18 protein-coding genes are annotated in these 15270 nt (G+C 65.4%); 3 read left to right on the top strand and 15 right to left on the bottom strand.

Features of this window, described 5'->3' with window-relative positions:
• Positions 1–13: 13 nt before the first annotated feature.
• The 15 genes from EWE75_RS05090 to EWE75_RS05025 all read right to left on the bottom strand — a co-directional run bounded on the left by EWE75_RS05090 (position 14) and on the right by EWE75_RS05025 (position 10197).
• Complete coding sequence (locus tag EWE75_RS05090; RefSeq protein ID WP_130155603.1) at positions 14–955, bottom strand: hemolysin family protein; 942 nt, start codon at positions 953–955, stop codon at positions 14–16.
• Positions 956–965: 10 nt separating this feature from the next.
• Entirely contained in the window at positions 966–1475 is a 510-nt protein-coding gene (ybeY, locus tag EWE75_RS05085; RefSeq protein ID WP_130155602.1) for an rRNA maturation RNase YbeY, read from the bottom strand.
• The gene (locus tag EWE75_RS05080) at positions 1475–1873 is read right to left on the bottom strand and encodes a type II toxin-antitoxin system VapC family toxin (protein WP_130155601.1); all 399 of its coding nucleotides are present in this window, start codon (positions 1871–1873) and stop codon (positions 1475–1477) included. The genes ybeY and EWE75_RS05080 overlap by 1 nt, the downstream gene beginning before the upstream one ends.
• Positions 1870–2130 (bottom strand): type II toxin-antitoxin system VapB family antitoxin, encoded by a 261-nt coding sequence (locus tag EWE75_RS05075; RefSeq protein WP_130155600.1) that lies wholly within the window; start codon positions 2128–2130, stop codon positions 1870–1872. Before EWE75_RS05075 ends, EWE75_RS05080 begins: the two co-directional genes overlap by 4 nt.
• A gap of 48 nt (positions 2131–2178) precedes the next feature.
• Complete coding sequence (locus EWE75_RS05070) at positions 2179–3180, bottom strand: PhoH family protein (RefSeq protein WP_130155599.1); 1002 nt, start codon at positions 3178–3180, stop codon at positions 2179–2181.
• A gap of 193 nt (positions 3181–3373) precedes the next feature.
• A complete protein-coding gene (locus EWE75_RS24915; RefSeq protein WP_165388268.1) occupies positions 3374–3550 on the bottom strand; it encodes a hypothetical protein in 177 nt (58 codons plus the stop codon).
• Positions 3510–4874, bottom strand: coding sequence for a tRNA (N6-isopentenyl adenosine(37)-C2)-methylthiotransferase MiaB (gene miaB, locus EWE75_RS05065; protein ID WP_130155598.1), 1365 nt, complete (start codon positions 4872–4874; stop codon positions 3510–3512). Before miaB ends, EWE75_RS24915 begins: the two co-directional genes overlap by 41 nt.
• 39 nt (positions 4875–4913) lie before the next feature.
• Positions 4914–5741 carry a lysophospholipid acyltransferase family protein gene (locus EWE75_RS05060; protein WP_427915768.1) on the bottom strand — a complete coding sequence of 276 codons (828 nt, stop codon included), beginning with the start codon at positions 5739–5741 and terminating at the stop codon, positions 4914–4916.
• A 50-nt stretch (positions 5742–5791) separates the two neighbouring features.
• The gene (locus EWE75_RS05055) at positions 5792–6214 is read right to left on the bottom strand and encodes a Fur family transcriptional regulator (protein WP_069203560.1); all 423 of its coding nucleotides are present in this window, start codon (positions 6212–6214) and stop codon (positions 5792–5794) included.
• Between the two features lie 110 nt (positions 6215–6324).
• Positions 6325–6747 (bottom strand): Ros/MucR family transcriptional regulator, encoded by a 423-nt coding sequence (locus EWE75_RS05050; protein ID WP_130155597.1) that lies wholly within the window; start codon positions 6745–6747, stop codon positions 6325–6327.
• Positions 6748–6850: 103 nt separating this feature from the next.
• Positions 6851–7330 (bottom strand): GNAT family N-acetyltransferase, encoded by a 480-nt coding sequence (locus tag EWE75_RS05045; RefSeq protein ID WP_130155596.1) that lies wholly within the window; start codon positions 7328–7330, stop codon positions 6851–6853.
• Positions 7327–7944, bottom strand: a complete 618-nt coding sequence (gene tsaB / locus EWE75_RS05040; protein ID WP_130155595.1) for a tRNA (adenosine(37)-N6)-threonylcarbamoyltransferase complex dimerization subunit type 1 TsaB — start codon at positions 7942–7944, stop codon at positions 7327–7329. Before tsaB ends, EWE75_RS05045 begins: the two co-directional genes overlap by 4 nt.
• A 7-nt stretch (positions 7945–7951) precedes the next feature.
• Positions 7952–8551 (bottom strand): malonic semialdehyde reductase, encoded by a 600-nt coding sequence (locus EWE75_RS05035; RefSeq protein ID WP_130155594.1) that lies wholly within the window; start codon positions 8549–8551, stop codon positions 7952–7954.
• A 48-nt stretch (positions 8552–8599) separates the two neighbouring features.
• Positions 8600–9172, bottom strand: a complete 573-nt coding sequence (locus tag EWE75_RS05030) for a NifU family protein (protein ID WP_130155648.1) — start codon at positions 9170–9172, stop codon at positions 8600–8602.
• Between the two features lie 83 nt (positions 9173–9255).
• The gene (locus EWE75_RS05025) at positions 9256–10197 is read right to left on the bottom strand and encodes an aspartyl/asparaginyl beta-hydroxylase domain-containing protein (RefSeq protein ID WP_231708216.1); all 942 of its coding nucleotides are present in this window, start codon (positions 10195–10197) and stop codon (positions 9256–9258) included.
• A gap of 74 nt (positions 10198–10271) precedes the next feature.
• Between EWE75_RS05025 and EWE75_RS05020 the strand changes: the two genes are divergently transcribed.
• The 3 genes from EWE75_RS05020 (at position 10272) to sufB (ending at position 15262) form a co-directional block, all read left to right on the top strand.
• Positions 10272–13181: a M16 family metallopeptidase gene (locus EWE75_RS05020; RefSeq protein WP_130155593.1), complete on the top strand. Its 2910-nt coding sequence runs from the start codon at positions 10272–10274 to the stop codon at positions 13179–13181.
• 96 nt (positions 13182–13277) lie between these two features.
• Positions 13278–13790 carry an SUF system Fe-S cluster assembly regulator gene (locus tag EWE75_RS05015; RefSeq protein ID WP_130155592.1) on the top strand — a complete coding sequence of 171 codons (513 nt, stop codon included), beginning with the start codon at positions 13278–13280 and terminating at the stop codon, positions 13788–13790.
• Complete coding sequence (gene sufB / locus EWE75_RS05010) at positions 13790–15262, top strand: Fe-S cluster assembly protein SufB (RefSeq protein WP_130155591.1); 1473 nt, start codon at positions 13790–13792, stop codon at positions 15260–15262. The genes EWE75_RS05015 and sufB overlap by 1 nt, the downstream gene beginning before the upstream one ends.
• Positions 15263–15270: the final 8 nt, after the last annotated feature.

Raw genomic sequence — 15270 nt, 5'->3', positions numbered from 1 at the left:
ACGCGCTCTCGCGTCAGGCGTCTTCGAGTTGCGGGCGCGGCGGATGCAGGCGCAGCCGCCCGACCCGGCGGGTATCGGCTTCGGTGACTTCGATCGTCCAGCCGCTCGGATGCGCGATGCACGTACCCACTTCGGGGACATGCCCCGCCAGCACCGCCGCCAGTCCGCCGATCGTATCGATGTCGCCATCGACTTCGGCGAGGCGTGGGTCGATCAGGTCGCCGACATCCTCGAGTTCGGCGCGCGCGTCCGCCTCCCAGCCGCCGCCATCGATCGGCACGAGCAGCGCCGCCGGCGCCTCGTCATGCTCGTCCTCGATATCGCCGACGATCTCCTCGATCAGATCCTCGATCGTGACGAGGCCCTCGGTGCCGAAATATTCGTCGAGCACGATCGCGAGATGGACTCGCTTGGTCCGCATGTCAGCGAGCAGATCGAGCGCACCGCGCGACATCGGCACGTAGAGCGGCTCCCGGATGAGGCCCATGATCGTATCGGGATGTGGCGCGCCGGTCGCGAGGATGTTGAAGACATCCTTGATGTGGACCATGCCCGTGATCGTATCGAGCTTTTCCTTATAGACCGGGATGCGGCTGTGCCCGGCTTCGGCGAACAGCTTGACCAGATCGGCGAAGCTGGTGCGCTCTTCGACCGCGACGATGTCGGCGCGCGGCACCCCGATATCGCCCGCATCGCGCTCGCCGAAATGGAGAAGGTTGCGCACCATCTGCCGTTCCAGCGGGGAAAGATCGCCGGTGGCATCGGGCGCTGGATCGCCCTCGTGCGCGTCGATCACGTCTTCGAGCTGGGTACGGAGCGATTCATCGCCGCTGTCTCCGAAGATCAGCGCCTTGAGATTCTTCCAGATGCCGCCCTCGTGATGGGCGGGGTCGCCGGCCTGCGCGCCGGTGCTGGTGGTACTATGGCTAATACCATTACTGGGGCCGTCGGCCATGGCGGTCGTTTCAGTCCTCGCGAATGAGATATGGGTCGGCAAGTCCGAGCGACTTGAGCGCATCGGTTTCGATCGCCTCCATCGTTTCGGCCTCATCCTCGACCATATGGTCGTATCCTAGCAGATGCAGCGTACCATGCACGATCAAATGCGTGGCGTGATCGACAAGAGTAATGCCGCGCTCCTCGGCTTCGGCCGCGCAGACGCCGTAGGCGAGCACGATGTCGCCGAGCAGCACTTCGCCATCGTCGCTATTCTGCCCGATCGTTTCGAGCAGATCGGGCTGCACCATCGGGAAGGACAGCACGTTGGTCGGCTTGTCCTTGTGGCGATATTGCGCGTTGAGGTGCTGGACCTCGGCGTCATCGGTAAGACGAACCGACACCTCGAACAGCGCCTCGGTGGTGAGGATTTCGCCATTGGGGGTCCGCTCGATCGCGACGGTCGCCGCGCGGTGCGCGAGCGCGTCCCAATCGTGATCGGGCCAGACGCTTTCAGCGGAAACGGCGATTTCGAGCATCAGGCAAGGTCCGTATGTGAGAAGTCATCACCCTTGTAGAGCAAGCGGGCGTTGTTGGCCTTGGCGCAGGCATAGGCGAAGCAATCGCCCATGTTGAGTTTTGCGGGATGACCCGTACCCTTGCCGTAAAGGCGATGGGCTTCAATTGCGAGTCGCTCCTCGATCTCGCCGATCGGTATCATTCGAAAGCCAAGATCCTCAAGCCACCGATGGATCGCTTCGCCAGCCTCAACGATATCGACGACCCGAATACGAGCGATCGCCCGAACTGCTTCCCATGCTCCGGTCGCGCAATAGAGCTTATTGTCGTGCTGATCGAGCGTATCAATCAGCGCATCGCAATCCTCCTCCAGCGCCATCATAGCGACAAGGGCCGATGCATCGACGAGAATGGTCAATCCTCATCCTCGTCGTTGAGACTATCGTAGAACGCCTTGTCCGCCACAAGACCCGTCTTTTGCAACAAGCCGGGGTGGTCACGCCACAACTTGTCCAGCGAGGCCCGGACGGATGAGCCCGAGGTCTTTCGATCCAATTCGGCTTCGCGTGCCACAGCCAGTTCATGCACCAGCGCAGTCTTGGTCACGCCGGATCGCTTGGCAAGCCGCGTCACCAACGCAGCGGTTTCTGCATCCTTGATATAGAGTGACGCCATTTCAGCCTCCACGGGATATCCTAAATATAATCTGGGATATCCCTGAGATCAACCGTCCACACCCTCATACGCCTCGACGATCCGCCCTACGATCGGATGGCGCACCACGTCGCTCGCGCCGAACCGGCAGATCGACAGGCCCTCGACGCCCTCCAGACGCTTGACCGCATCGTTGAGGCCGCTTGACGCCATACCGCCGGGCAAATCGGTCTGCTTGGGATCGCCGCACACCACCATGCGGCTGTTCTCGCCGAAGCGGGTCAGGAACATCTTCATCTGCGCGGGGGTGGTATTCTGCGCTTCGTCGAGGATGATGAACGCATCCGCCAGCGTGCGCCCGCGCATGAAGGCGATCGGCGCGATCTCGATCTCGCCGCTGGCGATGCGCCGCTCGACCTGCTCGGCGGGCAGGCAGTCGTTGAGCGCATCGTACAAGGGGCGCAGATAGGGATCGACCTTCTCCTTCATGTCGCCGGGCAGGAAGCCGAGCTTCTCGCCCGCCTCCACCGCTGGACGCGACAGGATCAGCCGCTGGATGCTGCCGGTGATGAGCTGCGCGACCGCTTGCGCGACGGCGATATAGGTCTTGCCGGTGCCAGCTGGCCCGAGCGCGAAGATGATGTCGTTGCCCAGCAGTTCGCGCATGTAATGCGCCTGCGCGACGGTGCGCGGCACGATCGTCTTCTTGCGCGTGCGGATCATGATCTGCGGCGGGCCACCGCGATCCTCGGCGCGGATGATGCCGGTCAGCATCGGCTCGGCCGACATCGCGATCACCGCCTCGACCAACCCGGCATCGACCACTTCGCCGCGCACGATGCGGTTGTACAGCGCATGCAGAACGTCGCGCGCGGAGGCGACCGCCTCGGCGGTGCCCTCCAGCCCGACCTTGTTGCCGCGCGCGGTGATGTACACCCCGAGCCGGCTTTCGAGCAGCAGCAGGTTCTGGTCGAACTCCCCGAACAATTGCGCCATCAACTGCGGGCGATCGAACACGACTTCGGCGCGGCTACGCTCGCCGGCTTGGGCGGGGACGGGCTTTCGGCTCATGCGGGTCCTTCGGTTACGGGAAGGAGAGCGCGCCGACGCTCGCAGCCGCTGCGCAACGCGCATCGGGGCTGACGACAAGGAGGGCGGTTACGCTGCATCCAGGCCGGAGTTTGGCAGATCACGGCGGCTCGCGACAGGGGGAAAGCGCGTCGCCCGCGCCAATCTTATTGCGCCAAGTGGGAGACGGCCGCCGCTACCTGCGAAACAGCACGAGCGACACCCCGGACAGGATGATGCGCGCCACGCCCAGCCCGGCATAGAGCCACAGCCCGATCCGCGTGCGACGCCACGCCGGCCCGGTTTCCTCGAGGAAAAGCGCTTGGCCGTCCTCAGGCAGCAACGTCGAGCCTTGCGCGTTTGAAGACTTCATCCTCACCCCCGTGTGCCTGATCCAGGATCATACCCGTCACCGAGTTCGGCCCGGCGGCGGTGATTTCGACAGCGACGAGATCGCCGATCGTCGCATCACCGATGACGTGAACCGATTGCAACCACGGGCTTTTGCCGATGAGCTGACCGGGCAGTTTGCCCTTGCGCTCCATCAGCACGGTGCAGCGGCGGCCTACGCTCGCCGCGTTGAACGCGGCCTGATCGCGGTTGAGCGCGGCTTGTAAACGCTGGAGCCGCTCGTCCATCACCTCCGCCGCGACCTGATCGGCCATGCCGGCGGCGGGCGTGCCGGGGCGCGGCGAATATTTGAAGCTGAACGCCTGCGAATGGCCGACCGCATCGACGAGGCTCAGCGTCTCGGCGAAATCGGCCTCGGTCTCGCCGGGGAAGCCGACGATGAAGTCGCCCGACAGCGCGATATCCGGCCGCACCGCGCGCACCCGGTCGAGCAGGCGCAGATACGAATCGCGCGTGTGGCTGCGGTTCATCGCCTTGAGGATGCGGTCGCTGCCCGATTGCACCGGCAGATGCAGGAACGGCATCAGCTTCTCGATATCGCGATGCGCCTCGATCAGCCCCTGCGCCATGTCGTTGGGGTGGCTGGTGGTGTAGCGGATGCGGTGCAGCCCGGCGATGTCGGCGAGCGCGGTGATCAGATCGTGCAGGCCCCATTTCCCTTTGGGACCGTCATCTTCCCACGCATTGACGTTCTGGCCGAGCAAAGTGATTTCCTTCGCGCCGGCATCGACCAGCGCCTTGGCCTCGTCGATCACCTGCATCCAGCCGCGTGAAACTTCGGCGCCGCGCGTGTAGGGAACGACGCAATAGGTGCAGAATTTGTCGCAGCCTTCCTGAACGGTCAGGAAGGCACTTGGCGCGACGCGGCGGCGCGGCGGCAAATGGCCGAACTTGAGATCGACCGGCATGTCGGTGTCGAGCGCCGACTCACCCCGCGCCGCACGCGCGACCAGATCGGGCAAATTGTGATACGCCTGCGGGCCGACCACAACATCGACCTTCGCGCGCCGCACGATCTCGGCGCCCTCTGCCTGCGCGACGCAGCCGGCGACCGCGATCAAAGGGTCGGAGCCGTGTTTGCGCAACCGGCCGATGTCCGAATAGACCTTCTCGGTCGCCCTCTCGCGGATGTGGCAGGTGTTGAGCACGACGAGATCGGCGGCATTGGCGTCGTCGGTCGCGGTGAGGCCCTGGTCCGCCATGATCTCGGCCATGCGATCACCGTCATAGACGTTCATCTGGCAGCCGAACGACTTGACGTGGAAGGTCTTGGGGAAGGGTTTCATGATGGGCGCTTCATAGTCATCGCGGCGCCTATGCACAAATCATGGCAGCACGGCGGCTCGATCGGGGGCTTGATCGGCCATGCGCGCCCAGGCGTCATGCCCCGCGAAGACCGGCACGGGATGGCCGAGCAAATTCGCCAGCGCCGCCTCGATCCGCCGCCGGCTTTCCGCCGCGATCGCCTTGCGGCCGGGGAAGTCGCGCGGGTGGAAGGGTTCGAGGAAATGCACCACGACCGGGAAGCTGCCGCGCCGGGCGAGCACGCGCGCGGCATTGTCCTTGCCGCTTTCATCGCCGAGCCAGCCGATCTCGATGCCGACATCGCCGTAATCGACCAGCACAGGCTGGACCATCACGCCCGGCGGCGGCGGTTCGAGCACCTTGAGCATCGAGGTCTTGAACGGCAGCAGCGAGCGACCGTCCTCGGTGGTGCCTTCGGGGAAAACCGTGACCGACCAATTCTCGGCGAGCGTCTCGCGCAGCGCGTTGATCTGCCCCGCCACGCCGAGCCGATCCTCGCGCTCGACGAAGACGGTGCGGTTGAGCGAGGAGAGCCAGCCGACCACCGGCGCATCGCGAATCTCGGCCTTGGCGACGAACGCGGTGCCGCTCGCACCCGCGATCGCCGGGATGTCGATCCAACTGACGTGATTCGCGATGTAGAAGACATCGCGCTTGAGTGGCACGCCGGCGACGCGAACCCGCGCGCCGCTCACCCGCCCCGCCCCCGCCAGGAACATGCGCGGCCACGGCGAGGACAAACGCACCAGCCGCCAGAGATAGTGCAGCGGCACCGTCACCAGCGCGAGACCGAAGAGCATGGCGACGCGACGCCACAGCCGCAGTTTGCCGGTGACGCTCAACGGCACTGGCCGCCCGGCGGCGGCGGCGAGGCGCTCCGGGCTCAGCAGGCGCGGCCTCAGACCTTGCGGTCGATCGCGACGCCGTACAATTCCATGCGATGATCGACGAGCCGGAAGCCGAGCCGCTCGGCGATCGTCTTCTGCAATTGTTCGAGTTCGGGATCGACGAATTCCAGAACCTTGCCGGTCTCGACATCGATCAGGTGATCGTGATGCGCCTCGGGCGCCGGCTCATAGCGCGAGCGGCCGTCGCCGAAATCGTGACGGTCGAGAATGCCGGCCTCCTCGAACAGCCGGACCGTGCGGTAGACGGTGGCGATCGAGATGCCGGGGTCGATTGCGGACGCGCGTTCGTAGACGCGCTCCACATCGGGATGGTCATCCGCTTCGGAGAGGACGCGGGCGATGACGCGCCGCTGTTCGGTGATGCGAAGGCCCTTTTCATTACAAAGAGCTTCGATGTCGATTTTGCGGGGCATGAGGGCGTTCTAAGCGCTTCGCGGCCTCGGATAAAGAGGGCGCGTCCAATTCTTCGCGAACGCGAAAAAGGGCGGCGTCGGCACATGCCGCCACCGCCCCTTGGATCGGATCAGCGCGTCGCGACCTTGCGGCGCTTGGTGCCGAGGCCGATCTTCTTGGCGAGCGTGCGACGCTGTTCGGCGTAGCTCGGCGCGACCATCGGATAGTCGGCGGGAAGATTCCACTTGGCGCGATATTGCTCCGGGGTCATCTGGTAGTGCGTCATCAGATGCCGCTTGAGCATCTTGAGCTTCTTACCATCCTCAAGGCAGACGATATAGTCGGGCTTGATCGACGAGCGCACCGAAACGGCTGGCTCCTGCTTGATTTCGGGCGTCGGCGCAGGGCCGCCAAGACCGGCCAACGCACCATGCACGTTGGCGATGAGAACGGGAATATCCGAGACCGCGACGCTATTGTTGCTGACATGTGCAGCGACAATATCGGCGGTGAGCGTGACCAGCGTTTCCTGAAGTTCCAATTGCGTATCCATATCTTACCTTTGACCCATCTGAGCTACTGTTATCGAAGCTCTCAGCGTGCCTATTCTCGCTTGCCGGCAGAAGCGCAAGCGACAATTTTGTCATGAATCGGTATTATATGGCTAATTCGCGACGAAACGTAAAAGCATCAAAGGCATGGCCGTCAGAACCGCGATAGTAACGGCGACGTTCACCGACCTTGGCGAAGCCGGATTCGCTGTAGAGACGGATCGCCGCATTGCCCTCACGCACTTCAAGATGCAGGCTTTTCGCGCCACGGCTTACGCTGTCGGCGACGACCGAGCGCAACAACGCTGATCCGACGCCACGACGCCGAAAGCCGGGCATTGTCGCCAGCAGCAGCAGTTCGACCTCATCGACGACGATCCGGGACAGAGCGAAGCCAGCGGGTTCGTTGTCGATCGACGCGATCGTCAGCCATACGCCGGGCATCGACAGGATGCCGAGGCACTGGTTGCGGGTCCAGGCCTCGCCGTAGCGCGGATCGAACGCCGCCTGCATGATCGAATCAACCGTGCCGAGATCGACGGCGGTGCCGCTGCGCAGATCGACGCGGGTCAGCATCGTGCTCACGCCGCGATCGGCTTCGCATCGGGCGCGCGGCCGTAGAGCGGGACGGCGGCGAGCGTGGTGAAAGCCGCCGGCAGCAGCAGCGCATCGGCGGCGCGGGGCAGCGCGTCGGCATCGCTGTGCGAAGGATCGATTCCGGCGAGCAGACGGACGCCGCTGCCGACCGCGAACCGCCCTTCCAGCGCGGCGAGCGCCGCTTCGGGACGAAGCGAAACGAGGTTGCTACGCGCCTGAAGCGGCGCATCGAAAATCTGCATGAACACCTCGCCATGCCCACCCTCGATGATGGTCGCGAGCGTGGGCGTGCCGGGATCGCGCGCGAACGCAGCGGCGGCGAGCAGCGGCAGCGACGAGAAGCCGCCGAGGCTCGCTCCCCAGCCGAGCGCGAGCGCGCGCGCCGCCGCGATGCCGACGCGCACGCCGGTGAAGCTGCCGGGGCCGCAATCGACGAGAATATGCTGCGCGCGCCCTCCATCGGGCAAGGCGGCGATCATCGGCAGCAGCCGCTCGGCATGGCCGCGCCCGACCACCTCATGCCCGGCGGCTATGACCGCGCTGTCTTGCAGCAGGGCGACCGAGCAAGCGGCAGTCGCGGTTTCGATGACGAGCGTGCGCAAACCCGGTTCAGACGATCCGGTTGAACGTTTCGAACGGCGGGCGCGGCGAGCGGTCGAAGATCGTCGCGGGATCGCCAACGCCGAGCGTGGCGATGAAGTTCGAGGTGATGTTGGGCGTGTCGGCGAAGAACGCCGCATCGACCGCGGCATTGTCGAAGCCCGACATCGGCCCCGTACCGAAGCCGAGCGCGCGCGCCGCCAAGATCAGATACGCGCCCTGCAACGACGAATTGCGCAGCGCGGCTTCCTTGCGGGCCGCCACCTTGTCATCACCGGCGAACCACGCGCGGGCGTCGGCATGCGGGAACAATGTCGGCAGATGCTCGTGAAAATCCGAATCCATGCCGATGATGACCGTCACCGGCGCCTTGCGGATCTTTTCGCCGTTGGTGCCGCTCGACAGCGCAGCGAGCTTTTCCTTCGATTCCGGCGTCGTACACCAGACCAGCCGCGCCGGCAGCATGTTGGCCGAAGTCGGCCCGAACTTCATCAGATCCCAGATCGCATGCAGATCAGCCTCGGTGACGGGCGCATCGGTATACCCGTTATAGCTGCGCGCCGACCGGAAGATCGTGTCCAGCGCGTCGTCGGACAGCTTGGCGGCCATAGAGATTCCTCGTGATGCTTGGCGTGAAGAAGGTGCGCGCGCCGGTCGTCAGACCGCGCGCACTTCGGTGACTTCGGGGACATAGTAGCGAAGCAGTTGCTCGATGCCGTTCTTCAGCGTCGCCGAGGACGACGGACATCCCGAACAGGCGCCCTGCATCTGGAGGAACACCTTACCCTTGTCGAAGCCGCGATAGATGATGTCGCCGCCATCGTTGGCGACGGCCGGGCGCACGCGCGTCTCGATCAGATCCTTGATCTGCGCGACGATGTCGGCATCCTCGGGATTGTCGGCGAAATCACCTTCGGCCGGAACCGAAATCTCGGCGGCGCTGCCGGCACGAAACAATGGCATCCCCGCACTGAAATGATCGAGCAGCAAGGCGAGCACATCGGGTTTCAACAGCGACCAGTCGCTGCCGGGGCCGGCAGTGACGGAAATGAAATCGCGACCGAAAAAGACGCCGGTGACATCGCCAAGACCGAACAGCGCGTCCGCCAGCGGAGACGCTTCGGCTTCTTCGGGCGTCGCGAAATCGCGCGTGCCGCTGTCCATCACGATGCGGCCCGGAAGAAACTTCAGGGTCGCGGGATTGGGTGTCGCTTCGGTTTCGATCAACATGCGCTGCATGTGGCGTGGCGTTACGGCCGGATCAAGGCTGATGTGGGAAAGCTTCTCTTTCCGGCGCGCGCCCCAAAGCCACATCACGCACCCGTTTTCTTGATCGTTTCGTTCCAGATCAAAATGTTGTCGCGCGCTTCCTGAACGAAGGCCGAACGGCGGATCAGCCGCAACACCAGATCCGCCACGATTCTGCCAGGGCGGCGCAGCGGCCGGGCGAACTGGATCAGCAGCACGACTCGCGTTCCGCTGGTGTCGTTCCAGACTTCGTGACTGTAGGTATCGTCGAACACCAAAGTCTCGCCCTCGGCCCAGCGCACGATCCGGTCGCCGATCCGCATCCGCACGTCGCCGTCACGCGGCACGATCAGCCCGAGGTGGCAGGTCAGCAGCCCCTTGGTGACGCCGCGATGATCGGGGATGTGCGTACCCGGCGCAAGGATCGAGAAGACCGCAGTGTTTAGGCCCGGTATCCGCGCCACCGCCGCCGCCGTGGCCGGGCAGCGCGCGATATTCTCGTCGATCGCGCAGCCATAGCCGGACAGGAAGAACGACTTCCACTGGCCGACGCGGGCGATCGCACGGTGATCGGGCGAGATCGTCGCGAGGCTCGGCGCGGCATCGCCCTGCAAGGCGATGGCGAGCGCCTCGTCGCGGATCGCGCGCCAGTTTTCGCGCAAGGGCGCGGTCCAGGCGAAATCGCGCACGTCGAGTACCGGATCGTTCGTCACCAGCGACGAGGTGGCGATCAGCCGGTCGAACACGCCACGCAGCCGCTTGCCGATTCGGATCGCGAGCGGCCGGTTGCGCTCGGCACAGAGCGGCAATTCCAAGGTCGAACGTGCCGGCGCGCGTGCCGCCACCACGTCATGCTGGGGCGTACTGCTGGAAATCGGCCCGATCGGGCGAATGGATGATTTGATATCGGTACGCACGACGCTGCCAGAACCCCCTGGAACTTCCGGCGCGCGAACGCCGTCGGAGGAATGGCTAATCGCGATCTGGGTCTGAAACATGGCGGACATATCGGTTTCGCAGGCGCTTTGTGGTGGAAACGGGGCCGCTGGCGGTGTCCGGCCAAGGTCGCTAGGGTCTCATCATGTTGTTGCTATCGCGCGTGACGCGCCCCCTTATCGCCTATGGCCTGATTGCCACCCTCATCACCGGCATGTCGCCGACGCTGGCGGGACAGACCGCACCGGCACCAGCCGCCGCCGACAGTCCCGAAAGCGCAATCGCGAGTCGGGATGCGTGGCTCTACAAGGGCAGCGACATCGCGCCCGATCCCGCCTGGCATTTCGGCACGCTCAAGAACGGCCTGCGCTATGCGGTGCGCAAGAACGGCGTGCCGCCCGGGCAGATCTCGGTGCGCGTCCGCATCGACGCGGGTTCACTCTACGAGCAGGACAGCGAGCGCGGCTTCGCGCATCTGATCGAGCATCTGTCGTTCCGCGGCTCGAAATACGTGCCGGACGGCGAGGCCAAGCGCATCTGGCAGCGGATGGGCACGACCTTCGGTTCGGACACCAACGCGCAGACCACGACGACGCAGACGGTTTTCAAGCTCGATCTGCCCTCGGCGACGCCGGCCGGGATCGACGAGAGCATCAAGATCATGTCGGGCATGGTCTCCGCCCCCAATATCACGCCGGAAGCGCTCAACGCCGAACGCCCCGCCGTGCTCGCCGAACAGCGCGAACAGCCGGGCGCGCAGGTGCGCTTCCTCAACGCGCTCAACGCGACGCTGTTCGCAGGGCAACCGCTCGCCGACCGCTCGCCGATCGGCAACATCAAGACGCTTGAGGCGGCGACCGCCGACAGCGTGCGCGCCTTCCATGATCGCTGGTATCGCCCCTCGCGCGTGCTGGTGTCGATCGCCGGCGATGCCGATCCGGCGACGATCGAGCCGATCATCGCCAAATATTTCGGCGGCTGGCAGGGCATCGGCCCCGCGCCCGCAGACCCCGATTTCGGCACGCCCGACGCCAAGCAGCCGACCGCCGCGACGATCGTCGAGCCGAGCCTGCCGACGCGAATCACGCTCGCGGTGGTGCGGCCGTGGCATTTCAACAACGATACGATCCTGTTCAACCAGGCCCGGCTGGTCGATCAGATCGCGCTCGCGATCATCAACCGGCGGCTCGAGGCGCGCGCACGCGCCGGCGGCAGCTATATCGCCGCGCAGGCTGCGCTCGACGATCCCTCGCGCTCGGCCAACGTGACGATCGTGTCGATCCTGCCGGTCGGCAACGCCTGGGAAGCCGCGCTTCGCGATGTCCGCTCGGTGATCGCCGCCGCGCAGGCGCATGCGCCGACCCAGGCCGAGATCGACCGCGAGCTTGCCGACCTCGAAGTCAGCTTCCGCACCAGCGTCGAGACCGCGCGCGCCGAAGCGGGATCGAAGGAAGCCGACGACATGGTGCAGGCGCTCGACATCCGCGAGACGACCACCGCGCCGGATACGATCCTCAAGGTCTATCACGATGCCGTCGCCAAGAAGATGTTCAACCCCGCCGCCGAACTCGCCTCAACCAAGCGCGTGTTCCAGGGCACCGCGACGCGCGCGCTGCTGAGCCTGCAAACGCCCGACGATGGCGCCACGGCCAAACTCACCACCGCGCTGACCGCCAAGGTCTCGGCGGTCGGCCGGAGCCGTGCGCAGGGCGCAGTGTCATTCGCGAAGCTGCCCGCGCCGGGCGGCAAGCCCGCGACGATCGTCTCGCGCGAGAAGGTGACGCGGTTCGGCCCGGACATGGATCTGACCAGCGTCGCCTATTCGAACGGTTCGAAGCTGATGGTCTATTCGACCAACGCCGAGGACAATCGTATCTACGTGCGCGTGCGCTTCGGCGGCGGCTACAACGCCCTGCCCGCCGACAAGGCGACGCCGGCCTGGGCAGCCGAGATGGCGCTGGTCGAGGGTGGCATCGGCAAGCTGCGCCAGGGCGATCTCGACCAGATGACCGCCGGTCGGGTGCTCGGGCTCGATTTCGATATCGACGACGACGCCTTCTCGCTGGCGGGCCAGACGTCGCCCGCCGACTTTGCCGACCAGATGCGACTGATGGCTGCCGAGCTGGCCGCACCGGGCTGGGACCCCAATCCGGTGCTGCGCGCGAAGAGCGTCGCGCTGGCGGGCTATGCCGGCCTCGGCGCGTCGCCGGGCGGCGTGCTGTCGCGTGACCTCGAACGGTTGCTGCGCGGTGGCGACCAGCGCTGGGGCTCACCGAGCCGCGCGCAGATCGAGGCGCTGACGCCGCAGTCGTTCCGCGCCTTGTGGGAACCGCTGATGAAATCCGGCCCGATCGAGGTGCAGGTGTTCGGCGACGTCCCCGCCGATCTCGCGATCGCGACCGTCGGCAAGACGATCGGCGCGCTGCCGCCGCGCGGCGCGGCCACCACGCCGCCGCCGCCGGTGCGCTTCCCCGCGCACAACACCACGCCGGTCGTGCTGACGCATGACGGCCCCGAGAACCAGGCGGCGGCGGTGATCGCCTGGCCGACCGGCAGCGGCGTCGAGGGGCTGACCGATTCGCGGCGGCTCGACGTGCTGGCGTCGATCTTCAGCGACCGGCTGTTCGACCAGCTCCGCTCGCAGGCGGGCGCGAGCTACAGCCCGAACGTATCGAGCACCTGGCCGGTCGGTCTGCCCGGCGGCGGGCGGATGGTCGCGGTCGGGCAGGTCACGCCCGAGAACGTGCCGCTGTTCTTCCGCCTGTCACGCAGCATCGCCGCCGATCTCGTCGCCAATCCGATCAGCGACGACGAGCTGAAGCGCACGATCGGGCCGATGATGCAGTCGATCATGCGCCAATCGACCGGCAACCAGTTCTGGATGCTCCAGTTGACCGGCGCATCCTATGATCCGCGCCGGATCGACGCGCTGGCGCGGCTGTACCACGACGTCTCGACGATGACGGCGGCGGATCTACAGGCGACAGCGCGCAAATATCTGCGGCCCGAGGCGGACTGGACGATGGACGTGGTGCCCAAGGCGGCGGCGAAATAGCGGGGGGTTTCCTGCCGCTGAGGTGTTGACGCGCGCCGACTTCGGGGCCACATGCCCAATCGGAACGATCTTGTCCGATTTGAGAACCGCTCGCAAATGCGCCTGTCCAGCCTGACCGATTATGCCGTCGTGATGCTGGCGGCCGCCGCCCGCCACTGCGGCGGGGCGGCGCGGCTCAACGCAACGTTGCTCGCCGAGGAAACCGGGCTGCCGCTGCCGACCGTGCAGAAATTGGTCAGCAAGCTCTCCGCCGCCGGACTGATCGAGAGCGCGCGCGGCACCGGCGGCGGCTTCCGCCTGTCGCGCCCGCCAGCGGCAATCACGCTCGCCGAGATCGTCGAGGCGATCGAGGGGCCGATCGCGCTGACCGCGTGCGTCGAACCAAGCGCGCATGAGTGTGCGATCGAGGGCGATTGCCGAGTCAAGCCGCACTGGAACGTGGTCAACGGCGCGGTGCGCGGCGCGCTGGCGAACGTGTCGCTCGCCAGCCTGTCTTCTCCCATCCCGCTTGCGAGAGGGGCTGTTCCAATCGCAGTCGAAACCCTTGGGGACACGCCCTCCCCTAACCCCTCCCGCGAGCGGGAGGGGAATTTGGTGAGGAACGCATAATGGCCACCCGCAACGCAGACGCCTTCGCGGCGGCGAACAAGACCTACGAATGGGGTTTCAGCTCGGACATCGAGCAGGACTTCGCTCCCAAGGGGCTGAGCGAGGACACCGTCCGCTTCATCTCGGCCAAGAAGAACGAGCCGGCGTGGATGCTGGACTGGCGACTCAAGGCGTATCGCCACTGGCTGACCATGCCGGCGCCCGACTGGGCCAAGCTCGACATCCCGCCGATCGATTATCAGGACGCCTATTATTACGCCGAGCCGAAGGCCAAGCCCAAGCTCGGCTCGCTCGACGAGGTCGATCCCGAGATCCTGCGCGTCTACGAAAAGCTCGGCATCCCGATCGAGGAGCAGAAGCTGCTCGCGGGTGTGGAGGGCGGCACGCCGCCGCGCCGCATCGCGGTCGATGCGGTGTTCGATTCGGTTTCGGTCGCCACCACCTTCCGCAAGGAGCTTGAGGCGGCAGGCGTGATCTTCCGCTCGATCAGCGAGGCGATCCGCGAATATCCCGATCTGGTGAAGAAGTGGCTCGGCAAGATCGTGCCGATGCACGACAATTACTTCGCCGCGCTCAACTGCGCGGTCTTCTCCGACGGGACGTTCGTGTACATTCCCGAGGGCGTGCGCTGCCCGATGGAGCTATCGACCTATTTCCGTATCAATGCCGAGAATACCGGCCAGTTCGAACGCACGCTGATCGTCGCCGACAAGGGCGCATACGTATCGTACCTCGAAGGCTGCACCGCGCCGATGCGCGACGAGAACCAGTTGCATGCAGCGGTGGTCGAACTGGTCGCATTGGACGATGCCGAGATCAAATATTCGACCGTGCAGAACTGGTATCCCGGCGACGCCGACGGCAAGGGCGGCATCTACAATTTCGTCACCAAGCGGGCTTTGTGCCAGGGCGCGCGCAGCAAGGTGAGCTGGACTCAGGTCGAGACCGGCAGCGCGATCACCTGGAAATATCCGTCGTGCGTGCTGAACGGCGAGAATTCGGTCGGCGAATTCTATTCGGTGGCGGTGACGAACAACCGCCAGCAAGCCGACACCGGCACCAAGATGATCCACAACGGCAAGGGATCGCGTTCGACGATCGTGTCGAAGGGGATTTCGGCGGGCCGTTCGGACAACACCTATCGCGGGCTGGTGCGCGTCGCGGCGGGGGCCGAGGGCGTGCGCAACTTCACGCAATGCGATTCGCTGCTGCTGGGGAGCGAGTGCGGCGCGCATACCGTGCCGTATATCGAGGTGCGCAACCCGTCGGCGCAGATCGAGCATGAGGCCACCACCTCGAAGATCAGCGACGATCAGTTGTTCTACACGATGCAGCGCGGGCTGGATCAGGAGGCTGCGGTGGCGCTGATCGTCAACGGCTTCGCCAAAGAGGTGTTGCAGCAACTGCCGATGGAATTCGCGGTCGAGGCGCAGAAGTTGCTTGGGATTTCGCTTGAGGGGTCGGTCGGGTGATTTTCCTG

It is taken from the genome of Sphingomonas populi (assembly GCF_004208535.1).
GTDB classification, from domain to species: Bacteria; Pseudomonadota; Alphaproteobacteria; order Sphingomonadales; family Sphingomonadaceae; genus Sphingomonas; species Sphingomonas populi.
Note: the sequence above shows the minus strand (reverse complement) of the source record. Positions and strands in the feature narration are given on the sequence as shown.

Bases quoted from the DNA above. Each gene is read 5' to 3' on its own strand.
- EWE75_RS05090 (WP_130155603.1), bottom strand. From the start codon at position 955: ATGGCCGACGGCCCCAGTAATGGTATTAGCCATAGTACCACCAGCACC.
- ybeY (WP_130155602.1), bottom strand. From the start codon at position 1,475: ATGCTCGAAATCGCCGTTTCCGCTGAAAGCGTCTGGCCCGATCACGAT.
- EWE75_RS05075 (WP_130155600.1), bottom strand. From the start codon at position 2,130: ATGGCGTCACTCTATATCAAGGATGCAGAAACCGCTGCGTTGGTGACG.
- EWE75_RS05070 (WP_130155599.1), bottom strand. From the start codon at position 3,180: ATGAGCCGAAAGCCCGTCCCCGCCCAAGCCGGCGAGCGTAGCCGCGCC.
- EWE75_RS24915 (WP_165388268.1), bottom strand. From the start codon at position 3,550: ATGAAGTCTTCAAACGCGCAAGGCTCGACGTTGCTGCCTGAGGACGGC.
- miaB (WP_130155598.1), bottom strand. From the start codon at position 4,874: ATGAAACCCTTCCCCAAGACCTTCCACGTCAAGTCGTTCGGCTGCCAG.
- EWE75_RS05055 (WP_069203560.1), bottom strand. From the start codon at position 6,214: ATGCCCCGCAAAATCGACATCGAAGCTCTTTGTAATGAAAAGGGCCTT.
- EWE75_RS05050 (WP_130155597.1), bottom strand. From the start codon at position 6,747: ATGGATACGCAATTGGAACTTCAGGAAACGCTGGTCACGCTCACCGCC.
- EWE75_RS05035 (WP_130155594.1), bottom strand. From the start codon at position 8,551: ATGGCCGCCAAGCTGTCCGACGACGCGCTGGACACGATCTTCCGGTCG.
- EWE75_RS05030 (WP_130155648.1), bottom strand. From the start codon at position 9,172: ATGTTGATCGAAACCGAAGCGACACCCAATCCCGCGACCCTGAAGTTT.
- EWE75_RS05025 (WP_231708216.1), bottom strand. From the start codon at position 10,197: ATGTCCGCCATGTTTCAGACCCAGATCGCGATTAGCCATTCCTCCGAC.
- EWE75_RS05020 (WP_130155593.1), top strand. From the start codon at position 10,272: ATGTTGTTGCTATCGCGCGTGACGCGCCCCCTTATCGCCTATGGCCTG.
- EWE75_RS05015 (WP_130155592.1), top strand. From the start codon at position 13,278: ATGCGCCTGTCCAGCCTGACCGATTATGCCGTCGTGATGCTGGCGGCC.
- sufB (WP_130155591.1), top strand. From the start codon at position 13,790: ATGGCCACCCGCAACGCAGACGCCTTCGCGGCGGCGAACAAGACCTAC.